The sequence below is a fragment of the Paraburkholderia fynbosensis genome, from assembly GCF_902859935.1.
Classification (GTDB): Bacteria; Pseudomonadota; Gammaproteobacteria; order Burkholderiales; family Burkholderiaceae; genus Paraburkholderia; species Paraburkholderia fynbosensis.
On the sequence record NZ_CADIKI010000023.1, the window covers coordinates 55,448 to 73,739 of the forward strand.

Sequence of the window (18,292 nt, forward strand, 5' to 3'; positions counted from 1 at the left end):
TCAAAGAAGGGAAGCGCAAAAAGGCTTCCTCAGCGGCTGAAGGTTGATGGTCCACCTTAGGAGGAGAAATTCCATGTTGAATCGAAAAATATTCGGGGTCGTGGTCGGCCTGGGCACTTTGCTTGGCGGGGCGAATATCGCGTATGCGGATGACGTCTATATCCCGCTAATTTCGAAGGGCTTCCAGCATCAGTTCTGGCAGGCCGTCAAATCCGGCGCCGAGCAATCGGCGAAGGAGCACAAAGTCAGGATCACGTTCGAGGGCCCGGAAACCGAAGCGATGGTGGACAAGCAGATCGACATGCTCTCGGCGGCGCTCGCGAAGAAGCCGCAGGCGCTCGGCATCGCCGCGCTCGACAGCAAGGCGGCCATTCCGCTGCTCAAGCGCGCACAGGCCGCGAAAATACCGGTGATCGCGTTCGACTCCGGCGTAGACAGCGACATTCCGCTGACCACCTGCGCGACGGACAACGTGGCCGCAGCCGCGCTCGCGGCCGACAAGATGGCCGAGGCGATCGGCAATGCCGGCGAAGTCGGCGTGATCGTGCACGACCAGACCAGCCGCACGGGGGTCGATCGGCGCGACGGTTTCCTGAATCAGATGAAAAAGCATCCGAACGTCAAGATCGTCTCCGTGCAGTATGGCGGCGGCGACCATTTGAAGTCGGCGGAAATCGCCAAGGCGATGATTCAGGCCAATCCGAATCTGAAGGGCATTTTCGGCGCGAATGAAGGCTCGGCGGAAGGCGCGGCGATTGGCATCAAGGAAGCGGGCAAGAAGCTCGTGCTGATCGGCTTCGACTCCGGCAAGGAGCAGAAAGCGAACATCACCTCGGGCCTGATGCTCGGCGCGATCACACAGAACCCGGTCGGCATCGGCAAGTGCACGGTCGACTCCGCGGTGAAGGCGCTCAAGGGCGAGAAGCTGCCGCCGAAGATCGATACGGGCTTCTTCTGGTACGACAAGACCAATATGAGCGATCCGAAGATCGCCGCCGTGCTCTACGATTGAGCGCGGTGCGTTGACGCGCGCCGATGCGCGATGCGCGATGAGCGGGGGAGGGCGTGCCGTCCTTCTTCCCTTCTGGCCTTCGTGGCCCGCGCATCGCGCGCAAAAAGACCGTACGTTGACCTTGCAGCGCACCCATTCGTGCCGCTTGCGCTCATAGAAGGTGTATGGGCGAAGCCGATCGCAGTGACCCAGGAGCGTGTTCAGATGACGACGATCACCAAGCTGTCCGTGCGGGACATCCGCTTTCCGACCTCGCGTTCGCTCGACGGCTCCGATGCGATGAACGCCGCGCCGGACTACTCCGCGACCTACGTGACGCTCGAAACGGATTCGCCGGCCTCGCTCACCGGCCATGGCCTCACGTTCACGATCGGACGCGGCAACGAAATCTGCGTGAGCGCGGTACAGGCACTGGCGCCGCTGATCGTCGGCAAAACGCTCGAAGATATCGCCGCGAACATGGGCGCGTTCTGGCGTGAGCTGACCTCCGATAGCCAATTGCGCTGGATCGGCCCGGACAAGGGCGCGATTCACCTCGCGACGGCAGGCGTCGTGAACGCGACCTGGGACCTCTGGGCAAAAGCGGAAGGCAAGCCGGTGTGGAAGCTGCTCGTCGACATGAGTCCGGAAGAACTCGTACGCTGCCTCGACTTCCGCTATGTGACCGATGCGATCACGCCGCAGGAAGCCATCGCGATGTTGCATCGTCATGCGAAAACGCGCGGCGAACGCGAAAAGGAGATGCGCGCGCACGGCTATCCCGCCTACACGACGTCGGCCGGCTGGCTCGGCTACGACGACGACAAGATTCGCCGGCTCGCGCGTGAAGGCGTCGCGCAGGGCTGGACCCATTTCAAGCAGAAGGTGGGCGGCAACCTCGAAGAAGACATGCGCCGGGCGCGCATTCTGCGCGAAGAAATCGGCGAAAAGCGGAAACTGATGATGGACGCCAACCAGGTGTGGGACGTCGATGAAGCGGTCTCGAACATGCGGCGGCTCGCGCAATTCGATCCGTGGTGGATCGAGGAGCCCACGAGTCCCGACGACATTCTCGGGCACGCGGCGATCCGCCGGCGGTTAAAGCCGATGATCGGCGTGGCGACCGGCGAACACTGCCATAACCGCGTGATGTTCAAGCAACTGCTGCAGGCGCAGGCCATCGACTTCTGCCAGGTGGACAGCTGCCGCCTTGGCGGTCTGAACGAAGTGATCGTCGTGCTACTGATGGCGGCGAAATTCGGGGTGCCGGTGTGTCCGCACGCGGGCGGCGTCGGTTTGTGCGAGTACGTCCAGCATATTTCGCTGTTCGACTATATCTGCGTGTCGGCGTCGCTGGAAAACCGGGTGCTCGAATACGTGGATCACCTGCACGAGCATTTCGTCGATCCCGTTGTGATTCGCAACGGCCGCTACATGCCGCCGGAACGGCCCGGCTACAGCATCGAGATGCACGCGGCGTCGCTCGATCAGCATGATTTTCCTGCGGGAGCGGCCTGGCAGGCGTGACGGCGAACGCATCGGGTGGTGAATTTTGACTCGGCGTCTGATTCACTGGACGCGCTCGCTTCAGTCTTGCCGGACGGCCTCGTGTCCTCTCAATGTCGGCGGCTCCGCATTTCGCGATCATGCTCATGGAGCGACGCCGCGAGGGGGACCATATGGCCCGGCAAGTTGGATTCCGCAGGATTTTCAACTATGGTCAATGAGTTCATGCTCTCGCGCCGAGGGCAGTGATCCCGCGCCTCACGCCGGGAGAACGCAGAGTGTTCATTTGACGCCGAGGGCTGTCAAAGCAGACCGCCCCTCGGCATGCCGACACATCGATGACACCGAGGTGAAGCTCATGTCCAGAATGAAGGCTGTACAAGTGGAAACAGCAGGCGGCCCATTGAAGCTTGTGGAGCTGGATGTTCGTGAACCGGCCGAGGGCCAGGTCCGCATCAAGGTCCAGGCGTGCGGAATTTGCCACAGTGATTCGTTGACCAAGGAGGGCCAGTGGCCGGGTCTGCAATTTCCACGGGTTCCAGGCCATGAAATAGCCGGCGTGATCGACGCCGTCGGAAGCGGCGTGGACGGATGGCGCGTCGGGCAGCGGGTCGGCGTGGGTTGGCATGGCGGCCATTGCGGCCGATGCACCCGTTGCCGCCAGGGCGACTTCGTCCTGTGCGAAAAAGCGCAGGTGCCGGGCATCAGCTACGACGGTGGTTATGCCGAATTCGTCGTAGCGCCGGTGGAAGCACTCGCGAGCATTCCGGACGACCTGTCCGATGCGGATGCCGCGCCGTTGCTCTGCGCGGGCATTACGACTTTCAATGCATTGCGCAATAGCGGCGCGCGGGCCGGCGATGTGGTCGCCATTCTCGGTATCGGCGGGCTGGGACATCTCGGCGTGCAGTTCGCCCGGAAGATGGGCTTCAACACGGTGGCCATCGCTCGCGGACAGGACAAGGCCGCATTGGCGAAAGAACTCGGGGCGCACCACTACATCGACAGCACGACGCAGAGCATTCCGGAAAAGCTCAACGAACTCGGCGGCGCGAAGGTCATTCTTGCGACGGTCACGAGCGGAAAAGCAATGAGCGCGGCGATCGGCGGGCTGGGGCTGAACGGCAAGATGATCATGGTCGGCATTTCGGAGGAGCCCGTCGAGGTCCCCGTCGCCCAGTTCATCATGGGCCGCCATTCGGTTCAGGGTTGGCCCTCGGGCACGTCCGCCGACTCGCAGGATACGCTCGCTTTCAGCGCGCTCTCCGGCGTCAAGCCGATGATCGAGGTGTTTCCGCTCGAACGTGCGGCCGAAGCGTATGACCGGATGATGAGCGGCGCGGCGCGCTTCAGGGTGGTGCTGAAGGTCGCTTGATGTCCGGCGTGTTGCGTACGCTCATGCCACACCTGCCCTGCGATGCGGGCAGGGCAGGTGTGAGCGAACGCTGTTCCGCCTTCCCCTCACGCCGCGACCGGATCGCTGCCTTTGATCCGGTAGAGGAGGAACGTCTGCCGCGTCTCGAATCCGAGGCGCTCGTACAAGGCGATCGCCGGGTGGTTGTCGTCGAACACATGCAGGAACGGAATGTCCCCGCGTTGCCTGATTTCCCGACGCAGGATGTTCATGAGGCGAGCGGCGAGACCCTTGCCGCGATATTCGTCATCCACGCAAACCGCGCTTATCTCGATGTAGCCATCGAGCCGCATGCGTTCGCCCGCCATCGCAATCAGACGGCCGCCGTCGCGAATCCCGATGTAATGGCCCATCTGATGGGTTCGTTTGCCGAATGGACCTGGCTTGGTCTTTTGAACCAGCTCGAGCATGTCCGCGGCATCGAGGTCGGTGAGGCGGATCACCTGATCGTTGGTGCCGCCGGCCGGATCGCCGGTCGCCACCATCTGACGCACGACGCCGATGCGCTCGGATCGCATGGCCTCCATGTGCGGCAAAGGGGCGAGGCTCAACAGGGCCACCTGTTCCGGCGGCGGCAGCAGCGCGCCGAGTTCATGAAAAGCCGCTTCGGTTTCGCTTTCGACGCCTGCAAACGGCGCGATATCCGGGTGGTAGCGGCAAGCGGGCCGGTTGCCCTCGCGCAGATGCGCCTGTTTGGTCGTCAGGGCAGACCAGACGGGGTTGTCGAGGATAAGTTGCGTTGGGCGATTCATGTCTATCCTTGTGCTTGTGCGACCAGGCTGTGGTGCCGTCAGGCGGCGTTCATCAGCATGCGGGTACCCGTTGCCGTCCCTTTCATGGTTTGCGCCTGCGATAAGCGCGCATGACGTTCGGACTGACGTCACTGTAGACGGAAGGCGGGCTCTGCGTTAGTGTCGTAAATGACAAATTTGGCATCATTTGCGCCATTAAGCCTGACGGTCCTCGTTGTTGGTGGCGTGTTCGATGCTGCGCTTTCGGTCCAGCTCGACACGTTCACACCGCGACTCAGTGGGCGATGTGCCAGCAGCCCGGCACCGGCCACCCGGTGCCCGCGCAGTTCCCATTTGCGAAAATACCTGTATGGATGTACAGTATCTTGCGCAGAGCGTCGAGACGGCGAATCAGCTTTTTTCGGGGGCAACGAATGGATATGCGTGTGCGGATGCCGGTTGACCATCCAATGCCGGAGATAGCTGCGTTCGTTGCCGAGATGAAATCCGCGTTTGGCGAGCCGGAGATCGACGAAGCGATTCGTCGCGGGAAAGCCGGCGAGCAGACGTTTTATGCCAGCGAAAACGGGCACTCGGTGGGAACGCCCACGGCGGCCGCAACGAATAACTGGCCGGTGGACCGGGCGGTGCGCGACCGGCATTACTGCGATGGGTGTGATGGCTCGTGCATTGGCGCCGCGAAGTCGTGCCATCCTTAATCGCACGCAAACTGACGGAGAAGACATGTTTCGATTGCTCGGTGCCGGTGTACTTCTGCTGACTATCGCGTCGACCGTAACAGCGGGCGAGCGTTACGTGGAAATCTGGAATCCGCCTGAGGCGCGTATGGGTGGTGCGGGCGCTGCCGCCAGCAAGTGCTCGCCGAAATCTCACAGTGCCGCCAGCTCCCGCCGCAACGCGACAAAGGTTCTGCCGCGGCGCGTGGCTGATCCGATGCCGCGATCCGCTCCGTCCAAACGCACGCCGGTCGTCACGGTGAAGAAGCCGGCCGCCCCGCCTTCCCTCGACATACCCAGACTGATTACGCCGGAAGGCAACGTGCTGCGCGTCTGAAGCGACAGCAGCTGTCATCGCTGATTAAAGATCACGCGCGACGTAGCTGCTGCAATTGGCTGCACGTGGTTGAAAAGCCCACTCCACGTCGCCGCGTTGCGGTACCTGGTGAATGAAGCGACCGCTCGTCAATGCAGAGACCGAAAGTGGAACCTGAAATCTACAAGGGCTATTCCGTCTGGGGCCATGCCATTCTTCAGGATGGCGGATATGCGGCGGGCGGCACTATCATGCGCGCAGGCAAGCTGGTCGAAGGTTCGGGCGTGCTCGGCACGTTTGAAACCGACGAGGGAGCGCGCCTCGCTGGGCTCGAGTGGTGCCGGGCATGGATCGATAGCCATGGTTGAACGGGTTTTGCAAGCTGCGTTACACCGCCTTGCCCGCTCAAGGTGACTTTGGCTGGCTCCGCTGGCAGTGCCGCTGAATATTGCTGGCGAGCAACACGGACCGCACTTCACGCATACCGAAGCAGGGCGCCGAAAACCAGCGCTCAAGCGACTGAGCCATGGCGTGTCCGTGATTCACTTCGGCTACCTCTGCTGTCCCATCCCACCCTCTCGCGCCGGATCTGGCATGCTCCGTGCAATCTCACCTGCGTTCGCACAGCCAGCAGGCACCTCGCTCATCCGCTATCGATCGACATGGACGCCATCCGCGGCAAACCCGGTTCGCCCCGCACGCCCTCCGGCGCCCCGACCGGCTTCGTCCGTGTGCGGGGCGCTCGCGAGCACAATCTGAAAAACGTCGACGTGCAGATTCCGCGCGACGCACTCGTCGTGTTCACCGGCGTGTCGGGCTCGGGGAAATCCTCGCTCGCGTTCGGGACGTTGTACGCGGAGGCGCAGCGGCGCTACTTCGAATCGGTTGCGCCGTACGCGAGGCGCCTGATCGAACAGGTCGGCGTGCCCGAAGTCGACGCGATCGAAGGGCTGCCGCCCGCAGTCGCCTTGCAACAGCAGCGCGGCACGCCGAGCGCGCGCTCATCGGTGGGCAGTGTCACCACGCTGTCGAGCCTCGTACGCATGCTCTATTCGCGTACGGGCGACTATCCGCCGAAGCAGCCGATGCTGTTCGCCGAGGACTTCTCGCCGAACACGGTGCAAGGCGCCTGTCCGACATGCCATGGGCTTGGGCGCGTGTACGAAGTCACCGAAAAATCGATGGTGCCCGACGACTCACTGACCATCCGCGAGCGCGCGATTGCCGCGTGGCCGCCTGCGTGGCACGGCCAGAATCTGCGCGACATACTGGTGACGCTCGGCTACGACGTCGATACACCATGGCGCGACTTGCCGAAAAAAGATCGCGACTGGATTCTCTTCACCGACGAACAGCCGACCGTGCCCGTCTACGCCGGCTTGACGCCGAAGGAAACCCGCGCCGCGCTCAGACGCAAGGACGAGCCGAGCTATCAAGGCACGTTCACCGGCGCACGCCGGTACGTGCTGCACACCTTTGCGAACACCCAAAGCGCGCTGATGAAAAAGCGCGTGTCGCAGTACATGGTCGGCAGCGGCTGTCCGAGTTGCCACGGCAAACGGCTCAAGAAAGAAGCGCTCTCGGTGAAATTCGCCGGGCTCGATATCGGCGAATTGTCGCAGTTGCCGCTCGCGGGGCTGGCCGCGCTTCTGGAACCGATCGCACGCGGCGAATGGCCGGAGCCCGCCACGGTGACCACGGTTAAAGGCGGCGTGCTCAGCAAAAGCGCGATGCGCGAGGCCGTCGACAAGCGGGTGGCGGCGGGCGGTTCCGCGCACAAAGCTTCACCCGACGTGCGGCGCACGCCGAACCTTTCGGAAGAAAAACGCGTGGCCGCGCAGCGCATTGCCGCCGAATTGCTGGAACGTCTGAGGACGCTGGTCGACCTCGGTCTCGGCTACCTTGCGCTGGAGCGCAGCACACCCACGCTGTCGTCGGGTGAATTGCAGCGCTTGCGGCTGGCCACGCAACTGTCGTCGCAACTCTTCGGGGTCGTGTATGTGCTCGACGAGCCATCGGCCGGCCTGCATCCCGCCGACGGCGAAGCGCTCTTCAGCGCGTTGCAAGGACTCAAAGCCGCAGGCAATTCGCTGTTCGTCGTCGAGCACGATCTGCAGATGATGCGGCGCGCCGACTGGCTGGTCGACGTTGGGCCGGCGGCGGGCGAGGCGGGCGGTCATGTGGTCTATAGCGGGCCGCCCGAGGGACTCGCGAAGGTCGAAGCATCGCAGACGCGCCGCCATCTTTTCGCGCCGCCCGCCCCCGTCGAGCGCACACCGCGCGACGCGGCGGGCTGGCTGCAACTCGTCAATATCACGCGCAATAATCTGCGCGGGCTGAATGTCGCGTTCCCGCTCGGCTGCCTGACGACCGTCACCGGGGTGTCGGGCTCGGGCAAATCTAGCCTCGTGAGCCAGGCGCTGCCCGAACTGGTCGCGAGCCGCTTGGGACGGATCATCGAAAGCCCGGACGAAGACGAACAGGACCCGCTGCTCGCCAGCGCGACGCTGCCCACGAGCGGACACATCGCCGACGGCATGGACGCGCTGCGGCGACTCGTGCGTGTCGACCAGAAGCCGATCGGGCGCACGCCGCGCTCCAATCTCGCCACCTACACGGGCTTGTTCGACCACGTGCGCAGGCTGTTCGCGGACACCCCCACTGCCCGCAAGCGCCGCTACAGCGCGGGGCGCTTCTCGTTCAACGTCGCGCAGGGCCGTTGCCCGACGTGCGAAGGCGAAGGCTTCGTCAGCGTCGAGTTGCTGTTTCTGCCGAGCGTGTATGCGCCTTGCTCGACCTGCCATGGCACCCGCTACAACACGTCGACGTTGGAAATCACGTGGCGCGATAAAAATATTGCGGAGGTGCTGGACCTGACGGTCGATGCCGCGTGCAGATTCTTTGCCGAGCAAGCGAGCGCGATGCGCGCGCTAAAAGTACTGCGCGACATCGGGCTCGGCTATCTGCGCCTCGGTCAGCCGGCCACAGAGCTATCGGGCGGCGAGGCACAGCGCATCAAGCTCGCGACCGAACTGCAGCGGGCGCAGCGCGGTGACACGTTGTACATCCTCGACGAGCCGACTACCGGCCTGCATCCCGCCGACGTCGACCGGCTCATGGTGCAGTTGCAGGGCCTCGTCGACGCGGGCAATACCGTGGTGGTGGTCGAGCACGATATGCGGGTGGCCGCGCAAAGCGACTGGTTGATCGACGTCGGTCCGGGAGCCGGCGACGCCGGCGGGACGATCGTGGCGAGCGGCATCCCGGCTGACGTCGCGCGCGCGAAGGAGAGCCGCACGGCTGCGTATCTGCAGCCGCTGGTTGTGGCGTGAACCTGGGTGGAGCGCGTTGACGCTGGCGGGAGTTCCATCAAGGACACCGGCATTTGCTGGAGCCGGAAAGCCCTGAAGATTTGAGAAGGGCGAGGACTTAAGCAGAGGTGCCTTCGATCGATGCGCGGCATTCATGGCTTGCGCACGATCGAGTGCCTTTTCAGCGACCGCTCTGAAAGACGATGCCTGCAAGAACGAACCGATACGCGGCGAAAATCAGCTTCGACGGAATGTCGATTTGCGTGATACCCAGCAAAGCGTAGCCAATTTTGATAGTCGACTGCCGCCGACTGCGTGGAGCACCAGTCGTCCATTCTGGCGAGCTGAGGCGACGTGTGCTTTGTTTACTTTTGCGGAGAAACTGGTCTATAAACGAAACACTTTTGATTTCAAATCAAAGATGAAAGTTACCCTCGACGAATTGCAGACCTTTGCCACCGTGGTAGACACCGGTTCGATCACCGCCGCGGCCGAGCAGTTGAACCAGACCGTGTCGGGCGCGAGCCGGACGCTGGGAAGGCTCGAAGAAAAGCTGAAAACCACGCTGTTGCGCCGGACGACGCGGCGCCTGGAGTTGACTGAAGAGGGCAAGGCTTTCCTGCAGAATGCCCGCGAGATCATCGATGCCGTGGAGAGTGCTGAAGAACAACTCGCGGTTCGCCGGGAGCGGCCTTCCGGGCGGCTGCGCGTCGATGCTGCGACGCCGTTCATGCTCCATGTGATCGTGCCGCTGGTGGCGGGCTACCGCGCGCTGTATCCGCAGATCGAACTCGAATTGAACAGCAACGAAGGCATCATCGATCTGCTTGAACGCCGTACCGATGTCGCCATCCGTATCGGCAAGCTGAAGGATTCGACGCTGCACAGCCGCCCAGTCGGCAGCAGCCGGATACGGGTCCTGGCAGCGCCGGACTATCTGAAGAAGCACGCACACCCGAAACGTGTCGACGAACTCGCCGGGCATTCGCTGCTAGGGTTTACTCAACCCGAATCGCTTAACGTCTGGCCGATCGTCGGGGCCGACAACGAGCTTTACCGGATCGAGCCGGGCATCGCGTCGTCCAGCGGCGAAACGCTGCGGCAGCTGGCGCTGGAGGGCGCGGGCATCGTCTGCCTGTCCGACTTCATGACGGGACGGGACCGTCGCGAGGGCAAGCTCGTCCAGCTTTTCGCGCGGCAGACCCAGGAAGTCCGGCAACCCATCCACGCCGTCTACTATCGCAACACCGCGATATCGGCGCGGATCGCGTCCTTCGTCGACTATCTGGCCGAAGCCGTGAAGGAAACGGAGTTCGCTCGCACGCCGGTGGCCCGATCGTGATAAAGGTTAGCTTCGCTCTTTGGCAGTGAAGCTTCGGCGCGAACCCGAAGAGCGCCGATGTAATCGAACACGGTATTTGCATAGCCGCTAATGCCTGTTATCGCGGCTTTGGCCGCGTTGAAATCTATGGTTATCCTCTCCCGCGAATCTTGCCGCTTCTGGTTTGCCGCCTATCCATTACCGCGTAGACGGGGATAAATTGGCTCGGCGAATTGCTCCATTTACCCGCCCCCGAATTTCGATGCGTTACCGCTTTTCAGTAGAGCGCAGTCATCGTATAACTTGAGCGAGGTGGCTTGGATCTCAGTCTATGTGGGCCCGGAGGCATCGAGGTGACAAACGATCACCCGTCCACGGCTATTCGCGTCTTTCAACGGGTAAACACGGTCTGTACAAGCGAAACCGCGCTTTATAGACTTTGTAAGTTGTCGTACAACATGCAGGCCGTTCAAGGATGCGATTGAAAAAATCTCGCGTCTTTTCCGCCGTGCGGCGTCTTAAAACCATGTCGTCGAATTCGCAATCCGTTGGCTGATCTATTTTAAGAAAATGTCATGATGAAAATGAAATTTGTCTCTTCCCGTTTCCCGATGATTATCGCGGCCTCTTTACTGGCATTCAGCACCGGTTCGGCACAAGCACGGGTCTTTCGCGTAGCGGATGTCCATAGCGACACCTATCCGACCAACATGGCCGTGAAGTACATGGGCGAGCAGATCAGCAAGGCGACGGGCGGCAAGGATTCCGTGAAGGTCTTCGGCAACAGCGCGCTGGGTTCGGAAAACGACACGATCGATCAGGTGCGCATCGGCGCGCTCGACATGACCCGCGCCAATGGCGCGGCGTTCAACGAGATCGTCCCCGAGTCGATGATCCCGTCGCTGCCGTTCCTGTTCCGCGACATCGACCATTTCCGCAAAGTGATGTACGGCCCGGAAGGCCAGAAGATTCTCGACGCCTTCAAGGCGAAAGGCATGATCGCGCTGACGTTCTACGAGAGCGGTGCACGTTCGATGTACGCCAAGCGCGCCATCCATTCGCCGGCTGACATGAAGGGCCTGAAGGTGCGCGTGCAGCCGTCCGATCTGATGGTCGACGAAATCCGCGCGATGGGCGGCACGCCCACGCCGATGCCGACCGCCGAGGTGTACACGGGCCTGAAGACGGGTCTGGTGGATGCCGCGGAAAACAACCTGCCGACTTATGAAGAGGGCAAGCACTTCGAAGTCGCACAGGTCTATTCCGAAACCCAGCACTCGATGACGCCGGAAGTGCTGGTGTTCTCGAAGAAGATCTGGGATACGTTGTCGCCGCAGGAACAGGACATCATCAAGAAGGCCGCGGCTGACTCGGTGCCTTACTACCAGAAGCTGTGGACCGCGCGCGAGGCCGACGCGGGCAAGCTGGTGACCAAGGGCGGGGCGACGATCGTCACCGCATCGCAGATCGACCGGCCGGCTTTCGTGAAGGCGATGCAGCCGGTATGGGCGAAATACGAAAAGACCCCGCAAATGAAGCAACTCGCCGACGAAATCCAGGCAGTCAAGTAAGTTCAAAGGCGGCGTAGCGCACGCGGCGCGGCGGCGCAAGTCTTGCAGGAAGGTCTGCGGGCTTGCGCCGCCGCGCCGTTTTTTTGGTCCGCACCTCTTGCTCGATCACAATCCAATCGAATCGAAATAAGAGAAGTGTCGACCCGGGTCCGGGCGTCTTGCTCTGCCATGGTGTCTCCTGATTTGAATATGTACTCTGAACCGGTAGCCGCGATAAACGGCACCGGCCTCTGAGCCGGTTATTCACATTCTGGTCACCCAGCGGCGAAGCATCTATGCCTTGCCAAATAGATCGATTGGATTTTTGGAAGAATGCCGGGCATGCGCTGGTTGATGACCGTGTCCGAGCGCGATATCAACCACCTCGCGCCATCCAGCATCCCATTCCCCCACCAGGGAAATCCCGTGTCTGAACGCAACCACAGGCACAATAGCGGGCAATAACACCGCGCGCACGTCGGTTCGGGTTTCGAACCAGCCCATGCCGCGCCATCGGCATTGCCCCCTTGATGCAGTCATGACCCACGATAACGCCAACCACGCCGGCACTTCCGTCCCGGCACCGAATTCGCCGCGCTTCCTGCTGATTCTGATCTGCCTGTTCGCTTCCGCCGGACAACTCGCGATCGATATCTACGTGCCTGCGCTGCCCGCCATGGCGCGTTTCTTCGCCACGTCGCCGCAGGCCATCCAGACGAGCGTGACCGGCTATATGGTCGCCTACGCGCTCGGCCAGCTGATCTTCGGACCAGTCGCCGATGCATATGGCCGCAAGCCTGTGCTGGCGTTCGGACTCGTCATCTACACGATCGGCTGCCTGCTGTCGCTGGCAGCGCCGAACCTGGAGACGTTCATCCTTGCACGCTGCCTGCAGGGCTTCGGCATCGCCACCACCAACCTGCTTGCGAAGGCGATCATCACCGATTCGTTCAAGGGACAGGCGCTGATGCACGCGTTCACCTACATGTCGATTGCGTGGGGGCTCGCGCCGATCGTTGCGCCGGTGATCGGCGCCCATCTGCAGACGTGGTTCGGCTGGCGGGCCTGTCTTGTCTTCCTGCTGGTCTATTCGCTCGTGATGTGGGCGCTGTTGTGGCGCTATCGGGAAACATTGCCGCGGCCCGTGCACCTCGAACCGCGCACGCTGGTCACGAATGCGCGCAAGGTGCTCGCGAGTCCGGTGTTCCAGAGCTGCTTTCTTGCGCAGGGTCTGTGCTACAGCATCCTGCTCGTGTTCAACATCATCGGACCGTTCATGGTGCAGAACACGCTGCATAAGCCACCGACTTTCTTCGGCTATCTCGCGCTCGGCATCGGCATGATGTATTTTCTCGGCGGCCTCTCGAACCGCTTGCATGGTCCGCGTCTGCCGAGCGCGGAAGAGCGGCTGCGCATCGGTGCGCGCCTGATGGCGGCCGCTGCGGTAGCGATGCTCGTGCTTGCGCTGACGATCGGCCTGCGCGTGTGGACGCTCGCTACGCCGGTGCTCGTGATGGGCTTGTGCGCCGGCGCGATGTATCCGACGCTGATGGCCAAGGGCAATTCGCTGTTTCCGCACATCGCGGGGCTGACGAGCGCAATTCTCGGGTGCGCGCTGCTGCTCGTCTCGTCGGCGATGATGGGGCTGGCCGGCTTCGTGTCGGTGCAAATCCTGACGCCGCTCGCGGTGTTTTTCGTGATCCTCGCGGGCATCGTGGTCGTGATGGTGACCAAGCTGCTGCGCCATCTGGCGCTGGCGCAGCCTGTCGCGGTGGCGCCCGCGGCGGGTGAGGTGGTGTAAGAAACATGGAGTCGGAGAGTTTGCGGCTTCGAACTTCGGGTCGTTGACACGCCGATCGGCGCGCTGACTTCGCCGTGCTCGCGGACGCGGCGAAGCACCTGACTTATCTCATCACCGCTCGATCACGACTTCGAGGTACTCGCTCGGCAGGACGAGCGTCGAGTCACCCGACCGGTTGCGGCTGCGGATCAATGTCATCAGGTTGATCTGCGAAATACGCGGGCAATCAGCCGCCGCAGTCTCCTTGCGATGCCGGCACGTTCGGCGGTTCGTTGTGGAATTTCGTGAGTGCTAGTATTGGGAGGCAAAGCGTATTAATGAATGACCAGGCGTCCGGATGTTTTTGCGCAGGACGCCGAAATTGATCGGCGCTGCAGGGATGCCTTTTCGGGTGTGCTTCGCCGCGTGACTCTGCGGACGGCGGTTATCTAAACGCCGAATTCACTGTCCGTGTGGGGCGCCGGCCAGGTGACCCGTGAGCGGTGATTTGCCTTCTGCCGCATGTGGCTTCCTTGACGCATGCGGTCGACCACCCGGTCTGTCGGTTGCTGCGGCACACAAAGCGCTTTAATTTTTGACCCCGACTCGCGCAGGCACTACGCTTGCTGCACCACCCCTTGCGCTCGCGGGACGCGACTCCGCTGCGCAGCCCCTGAACGTCCCACAATCCGCAATCGATCTACAACGGCCCCCGATTTCCGCGCTCGTTCACCGCGAGAGACGCCGATTCCGGCCCGCTCTTCCCACGAGGAGAAAGCACGATGCAACAGACCGCCTCCAACACCGACACCCCGCAACAAAGCACTGCGAACCGAACCAGCCGCCGGTCTTCCGCCGACACGGCGATGCCCGTCGAGTTGAACGTCAACGGCAACATCTACAAGCTGTCGCTCGATCCGCGCACCACGCTGCTCGACGCGCTGCGCGAACGTCTGCACCTGACCGGCACCAAAAAGGGTTGCGATCACGGTCAATGCGGCGCGTGCACCGTGCACGTGAACGGACGGCGAGTGAATGCGTGCCTGTCGCTGGCGGGCACTCACGCCGGCGACGAAATCGCGACCATCGAAGGTATCGGCCAGCCCGATGCGCTGCATCCGATGCAGACCGCGTTTGTAGAATGCGACGGCTACCAGTGCGGCTACTGCACGTCGGGCCAGATCATGTCCGCGGTTGCCTTGCTCGATGAAGCGGTCGGGCCCGGCAACGCCGAGGTGCGCGAAGCGATGAGCGGCAATCTGTGCCGCTGCGGCGCCTATCAGAACATCGTCGCGGCGATCCAGCGCGTGCGCGGCCAGTCCTGAGGAGCGCCATCATGGACATGTTCCAGTTATCGCGCGCCAACGGCGTATCCGACGCGATTGCCGCAGCCGCGGCCTCGGCGACGGCCCAGCAAGGCGCACAAGTCCGCTTTCTCGCCGGCGGCACGACATTGCTCGATCTCATGAAGCTGAACGTCGAGCGGCCCACGCGTGTCATCGACATCAGCCGTCTGCCGCTAGATCGCATCGAAGCGTTGCCCGACGGCGGCGTGAAGATCGGGTCGATGGCGCGCAACGCGGACCTGGCGTTGCATCCGCTGATTCGCGAGTCTTACGCCGTGCTGTCGCAGGCGTTGCTGGCGGGCGCGTCAGCCCAATTGCGAAACATGGCGACGACCGGCGGCAACCTGTTGCAACGCACGCGCTGTGTCTACTTCCGCGACACCGCAATGCCGTGCAACAAGCGCGATCCGGGCTCGGGATGTCCCGCGATCCAGGGATTCAATCGCACGCTCGCGATTCTCGGCACCAGCGACGCGTGCATCGCCACGAACCCGTCGGACATGAATGTCGCGCTGACCGCGCTCGACGCGACCATTCATATCGAAGGGACCGACGGTGCGCGCAGTATCGCGATCGACGACTTCTTCCTGTTGCCCGGCGCAACGCCGCAGCGGGAGAACGTGCTCGAACCGGGCGACCTCATCACGCACGTGACACTGCCGCCTCTGCCAGAGGGTGCGCGTTCGGCTTACTTGAAGCTGCGCGATCGTGCGTCGTACGAGTTTGCGTTGGCGTCGGCTGCGGTCGTGGCGACGCTCGACGGCGGACGCATCGCGCATGCGCGCGTCGCGCTCGGCGGCGTCGGCACGAGACCGTGGCATGCGATCGAAGCTGAGGCGGTATTGCAAGGCGCGACGCCCGACGCTGCAACCTTCCGCAAGGCCGCGGACGCCGCGCTCGCAAACGCGAAGCCGCAAAGCCAGAACGGCTTCAAGGTCGAACTGGCGCGGCGCTGCATCGTCCACGCGCTGACCCAGGCCACGGCCACGTCCTGAACCGCCGATCAAGAGGAACGCACCATGTCTACTTTGCCCGACTCCGTGCTGTCCGTGATCGGACGGCCCCATGCGCGCGTCGAAGGTCCGCTGAAGGTCAGCGGCGGCGCAACCTATACATCCGATGTCGATCTGCCCGGCTTGCTGATTGCGGTGCCGGTGTGCAGCACGATCGCGAGCGGCCGGCTTACGTCGCTCGACGTCGCGGGCGCCGAGGCGATGCCAGACGTGCACGCGGTGCTGCATCGGGGCAATATCGGCCGCTTCTACCGGATCTCCGGCAATTCGATGGAGACCGGCTACGTCGACGAAGCGCGGCCGCCCTTCGAAGACGACATCATCCGCTACTACGGCCAGTACGTCGCGCTCGTGATCGCCGACACCTTCGAGGCCGCGAGCGCTGCAGCGGCGGCGATCGAGGCGCGCTACGAACTCACGCCGCATGACGTGCGCGATGACCTCGAGCCCGACGACAAGCCCAAGGTCGAGAACGAGCGCGGCGATCCGGATTCCGCATTCGACACGGCGGCAGCGACCATCGATGCAACTTACGTCACGCCGACCGAAACGCACAACCCGATCGAACTGCATGCGTCGATCGCGCAGTGGGACGGCGAAAACTATACGTTCTACGAGACGACGCAGTCCATTTCGATTCACCTCGGCACGCTCTCGCAGATGCTCGGCGTGCCAAAGGAAAAGATCCGCGTGATCTCGCGCTACCTGGGATCCGGCTTCGGCGGAAAGCTATGGGTGTGGCCGCACACGCTGCTGGCGGCAGCCGCGACGCGTCAGACAGGTCGCCCGGTGAAGCTGGTCGTGAGCCGCAAGATGATGTTCCAGAACGTCGGCCATCGTCCGGTCACGCAGCAGCGCGTGCGCCTTTCGGCCGAACGCGACGGCAAGCTCACGTCGTTGCGGCACGACTACGTCAATCACACGGCCATCGCCGACGAATACCAGGAAAGCTGCGGCGAAGTCACGCCGGTCATCTATAGCACGCCGAACCTGCGCGTGACCGCGGGCCTCGCGCGCCGCAACGTCGGCTCGCCTACGGCAATGCGTGGCCCCGGCGCCGTGCCTGGGCTATACGCCATCGAATCGGCGATGAACGAACTGGCGCGCGAGCTCAATCTCGATCCTGTCGAGCTGAGGCTGCGCAACGAACCGCACGCCGACGAAAGCACCGGGTTGCCGTTCTCGTCGCGGCATCTCGTCGAGTGTTTCCGCACTGGCGCTGAGCGGTTCGGCTGGTCGCAGCGTAAGCCGGGCATCGGATCGATGCAGCGTGACGGCCTGACGCTAGGCTGGGGCGTCGGCGCCTGCGTCTGGCCGGGCGTGCGCTTTTCCGCTGCGGCCAACGTCGATCTTCGGGAGGACGGCAGCGCCCGGGTGGTGTGCGGCACCCAGGACATCGGCACCGGCACGTACACGGTGCTCGCGCAACTGGTCGCGGAAGAGACCGGCATTCCACTCGAGCGCATCGAGGTCGGTCTAGGCGATTCGATGTTGCCATCGGGACCGGTTTCGGGTGGTAGTGCGGTGACGGCATCGGTGGTCCCAGCGGTGTTCGACGCGGTGCGTTCGGCAATCAAGCTGTTGCTATCGCGCGCCGCGGCAGTCGACGGTTCGCCATTCAAAGGCGCGGCAGAAGATACGCTCGCGTTCAGCGCGGGACGTGTGCATCGGAAGGAAGATGCTCCTGAGCGCGGCGTGCCGTTCGTCCAGATTCTCGAAGCAGCGAAAATGCGCGCGGCGTCGGGTAGCGGCAGCGCCACGGGCGGCTTCGACGATCCGCTGAAAAAGCGCTTCTCCATTTATTCCTACGGCGCGCACTTCGCCGAGGTCACGTGGCAGCCGGAGATCGCGCGGTTACGCGTGAGCCGCGTCGTCACGGTGATCGATGGAGGACGCATCGTCAATCCGCGCGCAGCCCGCAATCAGATCGAAGGCGCAGTCGTGATGGGCGTCGGGATGGCCCTGTTCGAGCACACGATGTACGACGCTCGGACGGGCGCACCGATCAATAGCAACCTGGCCGACTACATCATCGCGTCGAATGCGGATACGCCCGAACTCGACGTGACCTTTCTCGATCATCCGGACACCGTGTTCAATGAACTCGGCGTCCGCGGCATTGCGGAAATCGGTCTTGCGGGCATCGCGGCCGCGATTACCGATGCAACTCATCATGCGACGGGTGTGCGCGTGCGCAAGTTGCCGATCATGATCGAAGATCTGCTCGCGGCGGAAAGTGCTTGAGGCAGTCGGTCATGGAAGTCTCCAGAGAACGA

At 62.9% G+C, this 18,292-nt stretch carries 15 protein-coding genes and 1 pseudogene; 13 read left to right on the plus strand and 3 right to left on the minus strand.

Annotated elements, in window-relative coordinates:
* Positions 1 to 73 precede the first annotated feature (73 nt).
* From HV770_RS30345 to HV770_RS30355, 3 genes are all read left to right on the plus strand, one after another.
* A complete protein-coding gene (locus HV770_RS30345) occupies positions 74 to 1,012 on the plus strand; it encodes an ABC transporter substrate-binding protein (RefSeq protein ID WP_175165224.1) in 939 nt (312 codons plus the stop codon).
* Positions 1,013 to 1,216: 204 nt separating this feature from the next.
* The gene (locus HV770_RS30350; protein WP_175165225.1) at positions 1,217 to 2,518 is read left to right on the plus strand and encodes an L-fuconate dehydratase; all 1,302 of its coding nucleotides are present in this window, start codon (positions 1,217 to 1,219) and stop codon (positions 2,516 to 2,518) included.
* A gap of 337 nt (positions 2,519 to 2,855) precedes the next feature.
* Complete coding sequence (locus tag HV770_RS30355; protein WP_175165226.1) at positions 2,856 to 3,872, plus strand: alcohol dehydrogenase; 1,017 nt, start codon at positions 2,856 to 2,858, stop codon at positions 3,870 to 3,872.
* An 86-nt stretch (positions 3,873 to 3,958) separates the two neighbouring features.
* On the opposite strand, the gene HV770_RS30360 is transcribed toward HV770_RS30355, so the two are convergent.
* Positions 3,959 to 4,663, minus strand: a complete 705-nt coding sequence (locus HV770_RS30360; RefSeq protein WP_175165227.1) for a GNAT family N-acetyltransferase — start codon at positions 4,661 to 4,663, stop codon at positions 3,959 to 3,961.
* 413 nt (positions 4,664 to 5,076) lie between these two features.
* Between HV770_RS30360 and HV770_RS30365 the strand changes: the two genes are divergently transcribed.
* The 6 genes from HV770_RS30365 to HV770_RS30390 all read left to right on the plus strand — a co-directional run bounded on the left by HV770_RS30365 (position 5,077) and on the right by HV770_RS30390 (position 11,898).
* A complete protein-coding gene (locus HV770_RS30365; protein WP_175165228.1) occupies positions 5,077 to 5,361 on the plus strand; it encodes a hypothetical protein in 285 nt (94 codons plus the stop codon).
* A gap of 25 nt (positions 5,362 to 5,386) precedes the next feature.
* Positions 5,387 to 5,716 carry a hypothetical protein gene (locus tag HV770_RS30370; RefSeq protein ID WP_175165229.1) on the plus strand — a complete coding sequence of 110 codons (330 nt, stop codon included), beginning with the start codon at positions 5,387 to 5,389 and terminating at the stop codon, positions 5,714 to 5,716.
* 146 nt (positions 5,717 to 5,862) lie between these two features.
* Positions 5,863 to 6,063 carry a hypothetical protein gene (locus HV770_RS30375; RefSeq protein WP_121325089.1) on the plus strand — a complete coding sequence of 67 codons (201 nt, stop codon included), beginning with the start codon at positions 5,863 to 5,865 and terminating at the stop codon, positions 6,061 to 6,063.
* A gap of 294 nt (positions 6,064 to 6,357) precedes the next feature.
* Positions 6,358 to 9,027, plus strand: a complete 2,670-nt coding sequence (locus tag HV770_RS30380; protein ID WP_175165230.1) for an excinuclease ABC subunit UvrA — start codon at positions 6,358 to 6,360, stop codon at positions 9,025 to 9,027.
* Between the two features lie 400 nt (positions 9,028 to 9,427).
* Complete coding sequence (locus HV770_RS30385) at positions 9,428 to 10,348, plus strand: LysR substrate-binding domain-containing protein (protein ID WP_175165299.1); 921 nt, start codon at positions 9,428 to 9,430, stop codon at positions 10,346 to 10,348.
* 557 nt (positions 10,349 to 10,905) lie between these two features.
* Complete coding sequence (locus HV770_RS30390) at positions 10,906 to 11,898, plus strand: TRAP transporter substrate-binding protein (protein WP_175165300.1); 993 nt, start codon at positions 10,906 to 10,908, stop codon at positions 11,896 to 11,898.
* A gap of 273 nt (positions 11,899 to 12,171) precedes the next feature.
* On the opposite strand, the gene HV770_RS30395 is transcribed toward HV770_RS30390, so the two are convergent.
* Positions 12,172 to 12,381, minus strand: a complete 210-nt coding sequence (locus HV770_RS30395) for a hypothetical protein (RefSeq protein ID WP_175165231.1) — start codon at positions 12,379 to 12,381, stop codon at positions 12,172 to 12,174.
* A gap of 34 nt (positions 12,382 to 12,415) precedes the next feature.
* Here HV770_RS30395 and HV770_RS30400 point away from each other — a divergent pair, with 34 nt between their 5' ends.
* Positions 12,416 to 13,678, plus strand: a complete 1,263-nt coding sequence (locus HV770_RS30400) for a multidrug effflux MFS transporter (RefSeq protein WP_175165232.1) — start codon at positions 12,416 to 12,418, stop codon at positions 13,676 to 13,678.
* A 111-nt stretch (positions 13,679 to 13,789) separates the two neighbouring features.
* On the opposite strand, the pseudogene HV770_RS39860 reads toward HV770_RS30400, so the two are convergent.
* Positions 13,790 to 13,882: pseudogene (locus HV770_RS39860) on the minus strand (SAM-dependent methyltransferase); the annotation flags it as partial.
* A 557-nt stretch (positions 13,883 to 14,439) separates the two neighbouring features.
* Between HV770_RS39860 and HV770_RS30405 the strand changes: the two are divergent.
* From HV770_RS30405 to HV770_RS30415, 3 genes are read left to right on the plus strand one after another with little or no spacing between them, the layout of a single operon-like run.
* Positions 14,440 to 14,982 (plus strand): (2Fe-2S)-binding protein, encoded by a 543-nt coding sequence (locus tag HV770_RS30405; protein ID WP_175165233.1) that lies wholly within the window; start codon positions 14,440 to 14,442, stop codon positions 14,980 to 14,982.
* 11 nt (positions 14,983 to 14,993) lie between these two features.
* The gene (locus HV770_RS30410) at positions 14,994 to 15,998 is read left to right on the plus strand and encodes an FAD binding domain-containing protein (protein WP_175165234.1); all 1,005 of its coding nucleotides are present in this window, start codon (positions 14,994 to 14,996) and stop codon (positions 15,996 to 15,998) included.
* A 24-nt stretch (positions 15,999 to 16,022) separates the two neighbouring features.
* Positions 16,023 to 18,260 (plus strand): xanthine dehydrogenase family protein molybdopterin-binding subunit, encoded by a 2,238-nt coding sequence (locus HV770_RS30415; RefSeq protein WP_175165235.1) that lies wholly within the window; start codon positions 16,023 to 16,025, stop codon positions 18,258 to 18,260.
* Positions 18,261 to 18,292 lie beyond the last annotated feature (32 nt).

What these genes read in the sequence shown, in the direction of transcription:
- HV770_RS30355 (WP_175165226.1), top strand. Translation starts at nt 2,856, where the DNA reads ATGTCCAGAATGAAGGCTGTACAAGTGGAAACAGCAGGCGGCCCATTG.
- HV770_RS30410 (WP_175165234.1), top strand. Translation starts at nt 14,994, where the DNA reads ATGGACATGTTCCAGTTATCGCGCGCCAACGGCGTATCCGACGCGATT.
- HV770_RS30380 (WP_175165230.1), top strand. Translation starts at nt 6,358, where the DNA reads ATGGACGCCATCCGCGGCAAACCCGGTTCGCCCCGCACGCCCTCCGGC.
- HV770_RS30415 (WP_175165235.1), top strand. Translation starts at nt 16,023, where the DNA reads ATGTCTACTTTGCCCGACTCCGTGCTGTCCGTGATCGGACGGCCCCAT.
- HV770_RS30350 (WP_175165225.1), top strand. Translation starts at nt 1,217, where the DNA reads ATGACGACGATCACCAAGCTGTCCGTGCGGGACATCCGCTTTCCGACC.
- HV770_RS30385 (WP_175165299.1), top strand. Translation starts at nt 9,428, where the DNA reads ATGAAAGTTACCCTCGACGAATTGCAGACCTTTGCCACCGTGGTAGAC.
- HV770_RS30345 (WP_175165224.1), top strand. Translation starts at nt 74, where the DNA reads ATGTTGAATCGAAAAATATTCGGGGTCGTGGTCGGCCTGGGCACTTTG.
- HV770_RS30360 (WP_175165227.1), bottom strand. Translation starts at nt 4,663, where the DNA reads ATGAATCGCCCAACGCAACTTATCCTCGACAACCCCGTCTGGTCTGCC.
- HV770_RS30405 (WP_175165233.1), top strand. Translation starts at nt 14,440, where the DNA reads ATGCAACAGACCGCCTCCAACACCGACACCCCGCAACAAAGCACTGCG.
- HV770_RS30365 (WP_175165228.1), top strand. Translation starts at nt 5,077, where the DNA reads ATGGATATGCGTGTGCGGATGCCGGTTGACCATCCAATGCCGGAGATA.
- HV770_RS30370 (WP_175165229.1), top strand. Translation starts at nt 5,387, where the DNA reads ATGTTTCGATTGCTCGGTGCCGGTGTACTTCTGCTGACTATCGCGTCG.
- HV770_RS30390 (WP_175165300.1), top strand. Translation starts at nt 10,906, where the DNA reads ATGAAAATGAAATTTGTCTCTTCCCGTTTCCCGATGATTATCGCGGCC.
- HV770_RS30400 (WP_175165232.1), top strand. Translation starts at nt 12,416, where the DNA reads ATGACCCACGATAACGCCAACCACGCCGGCACTTCCGTCCCGGCACCG.
- HV770_RS30395 (WP_175165231.1), bottom strand. Translation starts at nt 12,381, where the DNA reads ATGGGCTGGTTCGAAACCCGAACCGACGTGCGCGCGGTGTTATTGCCC.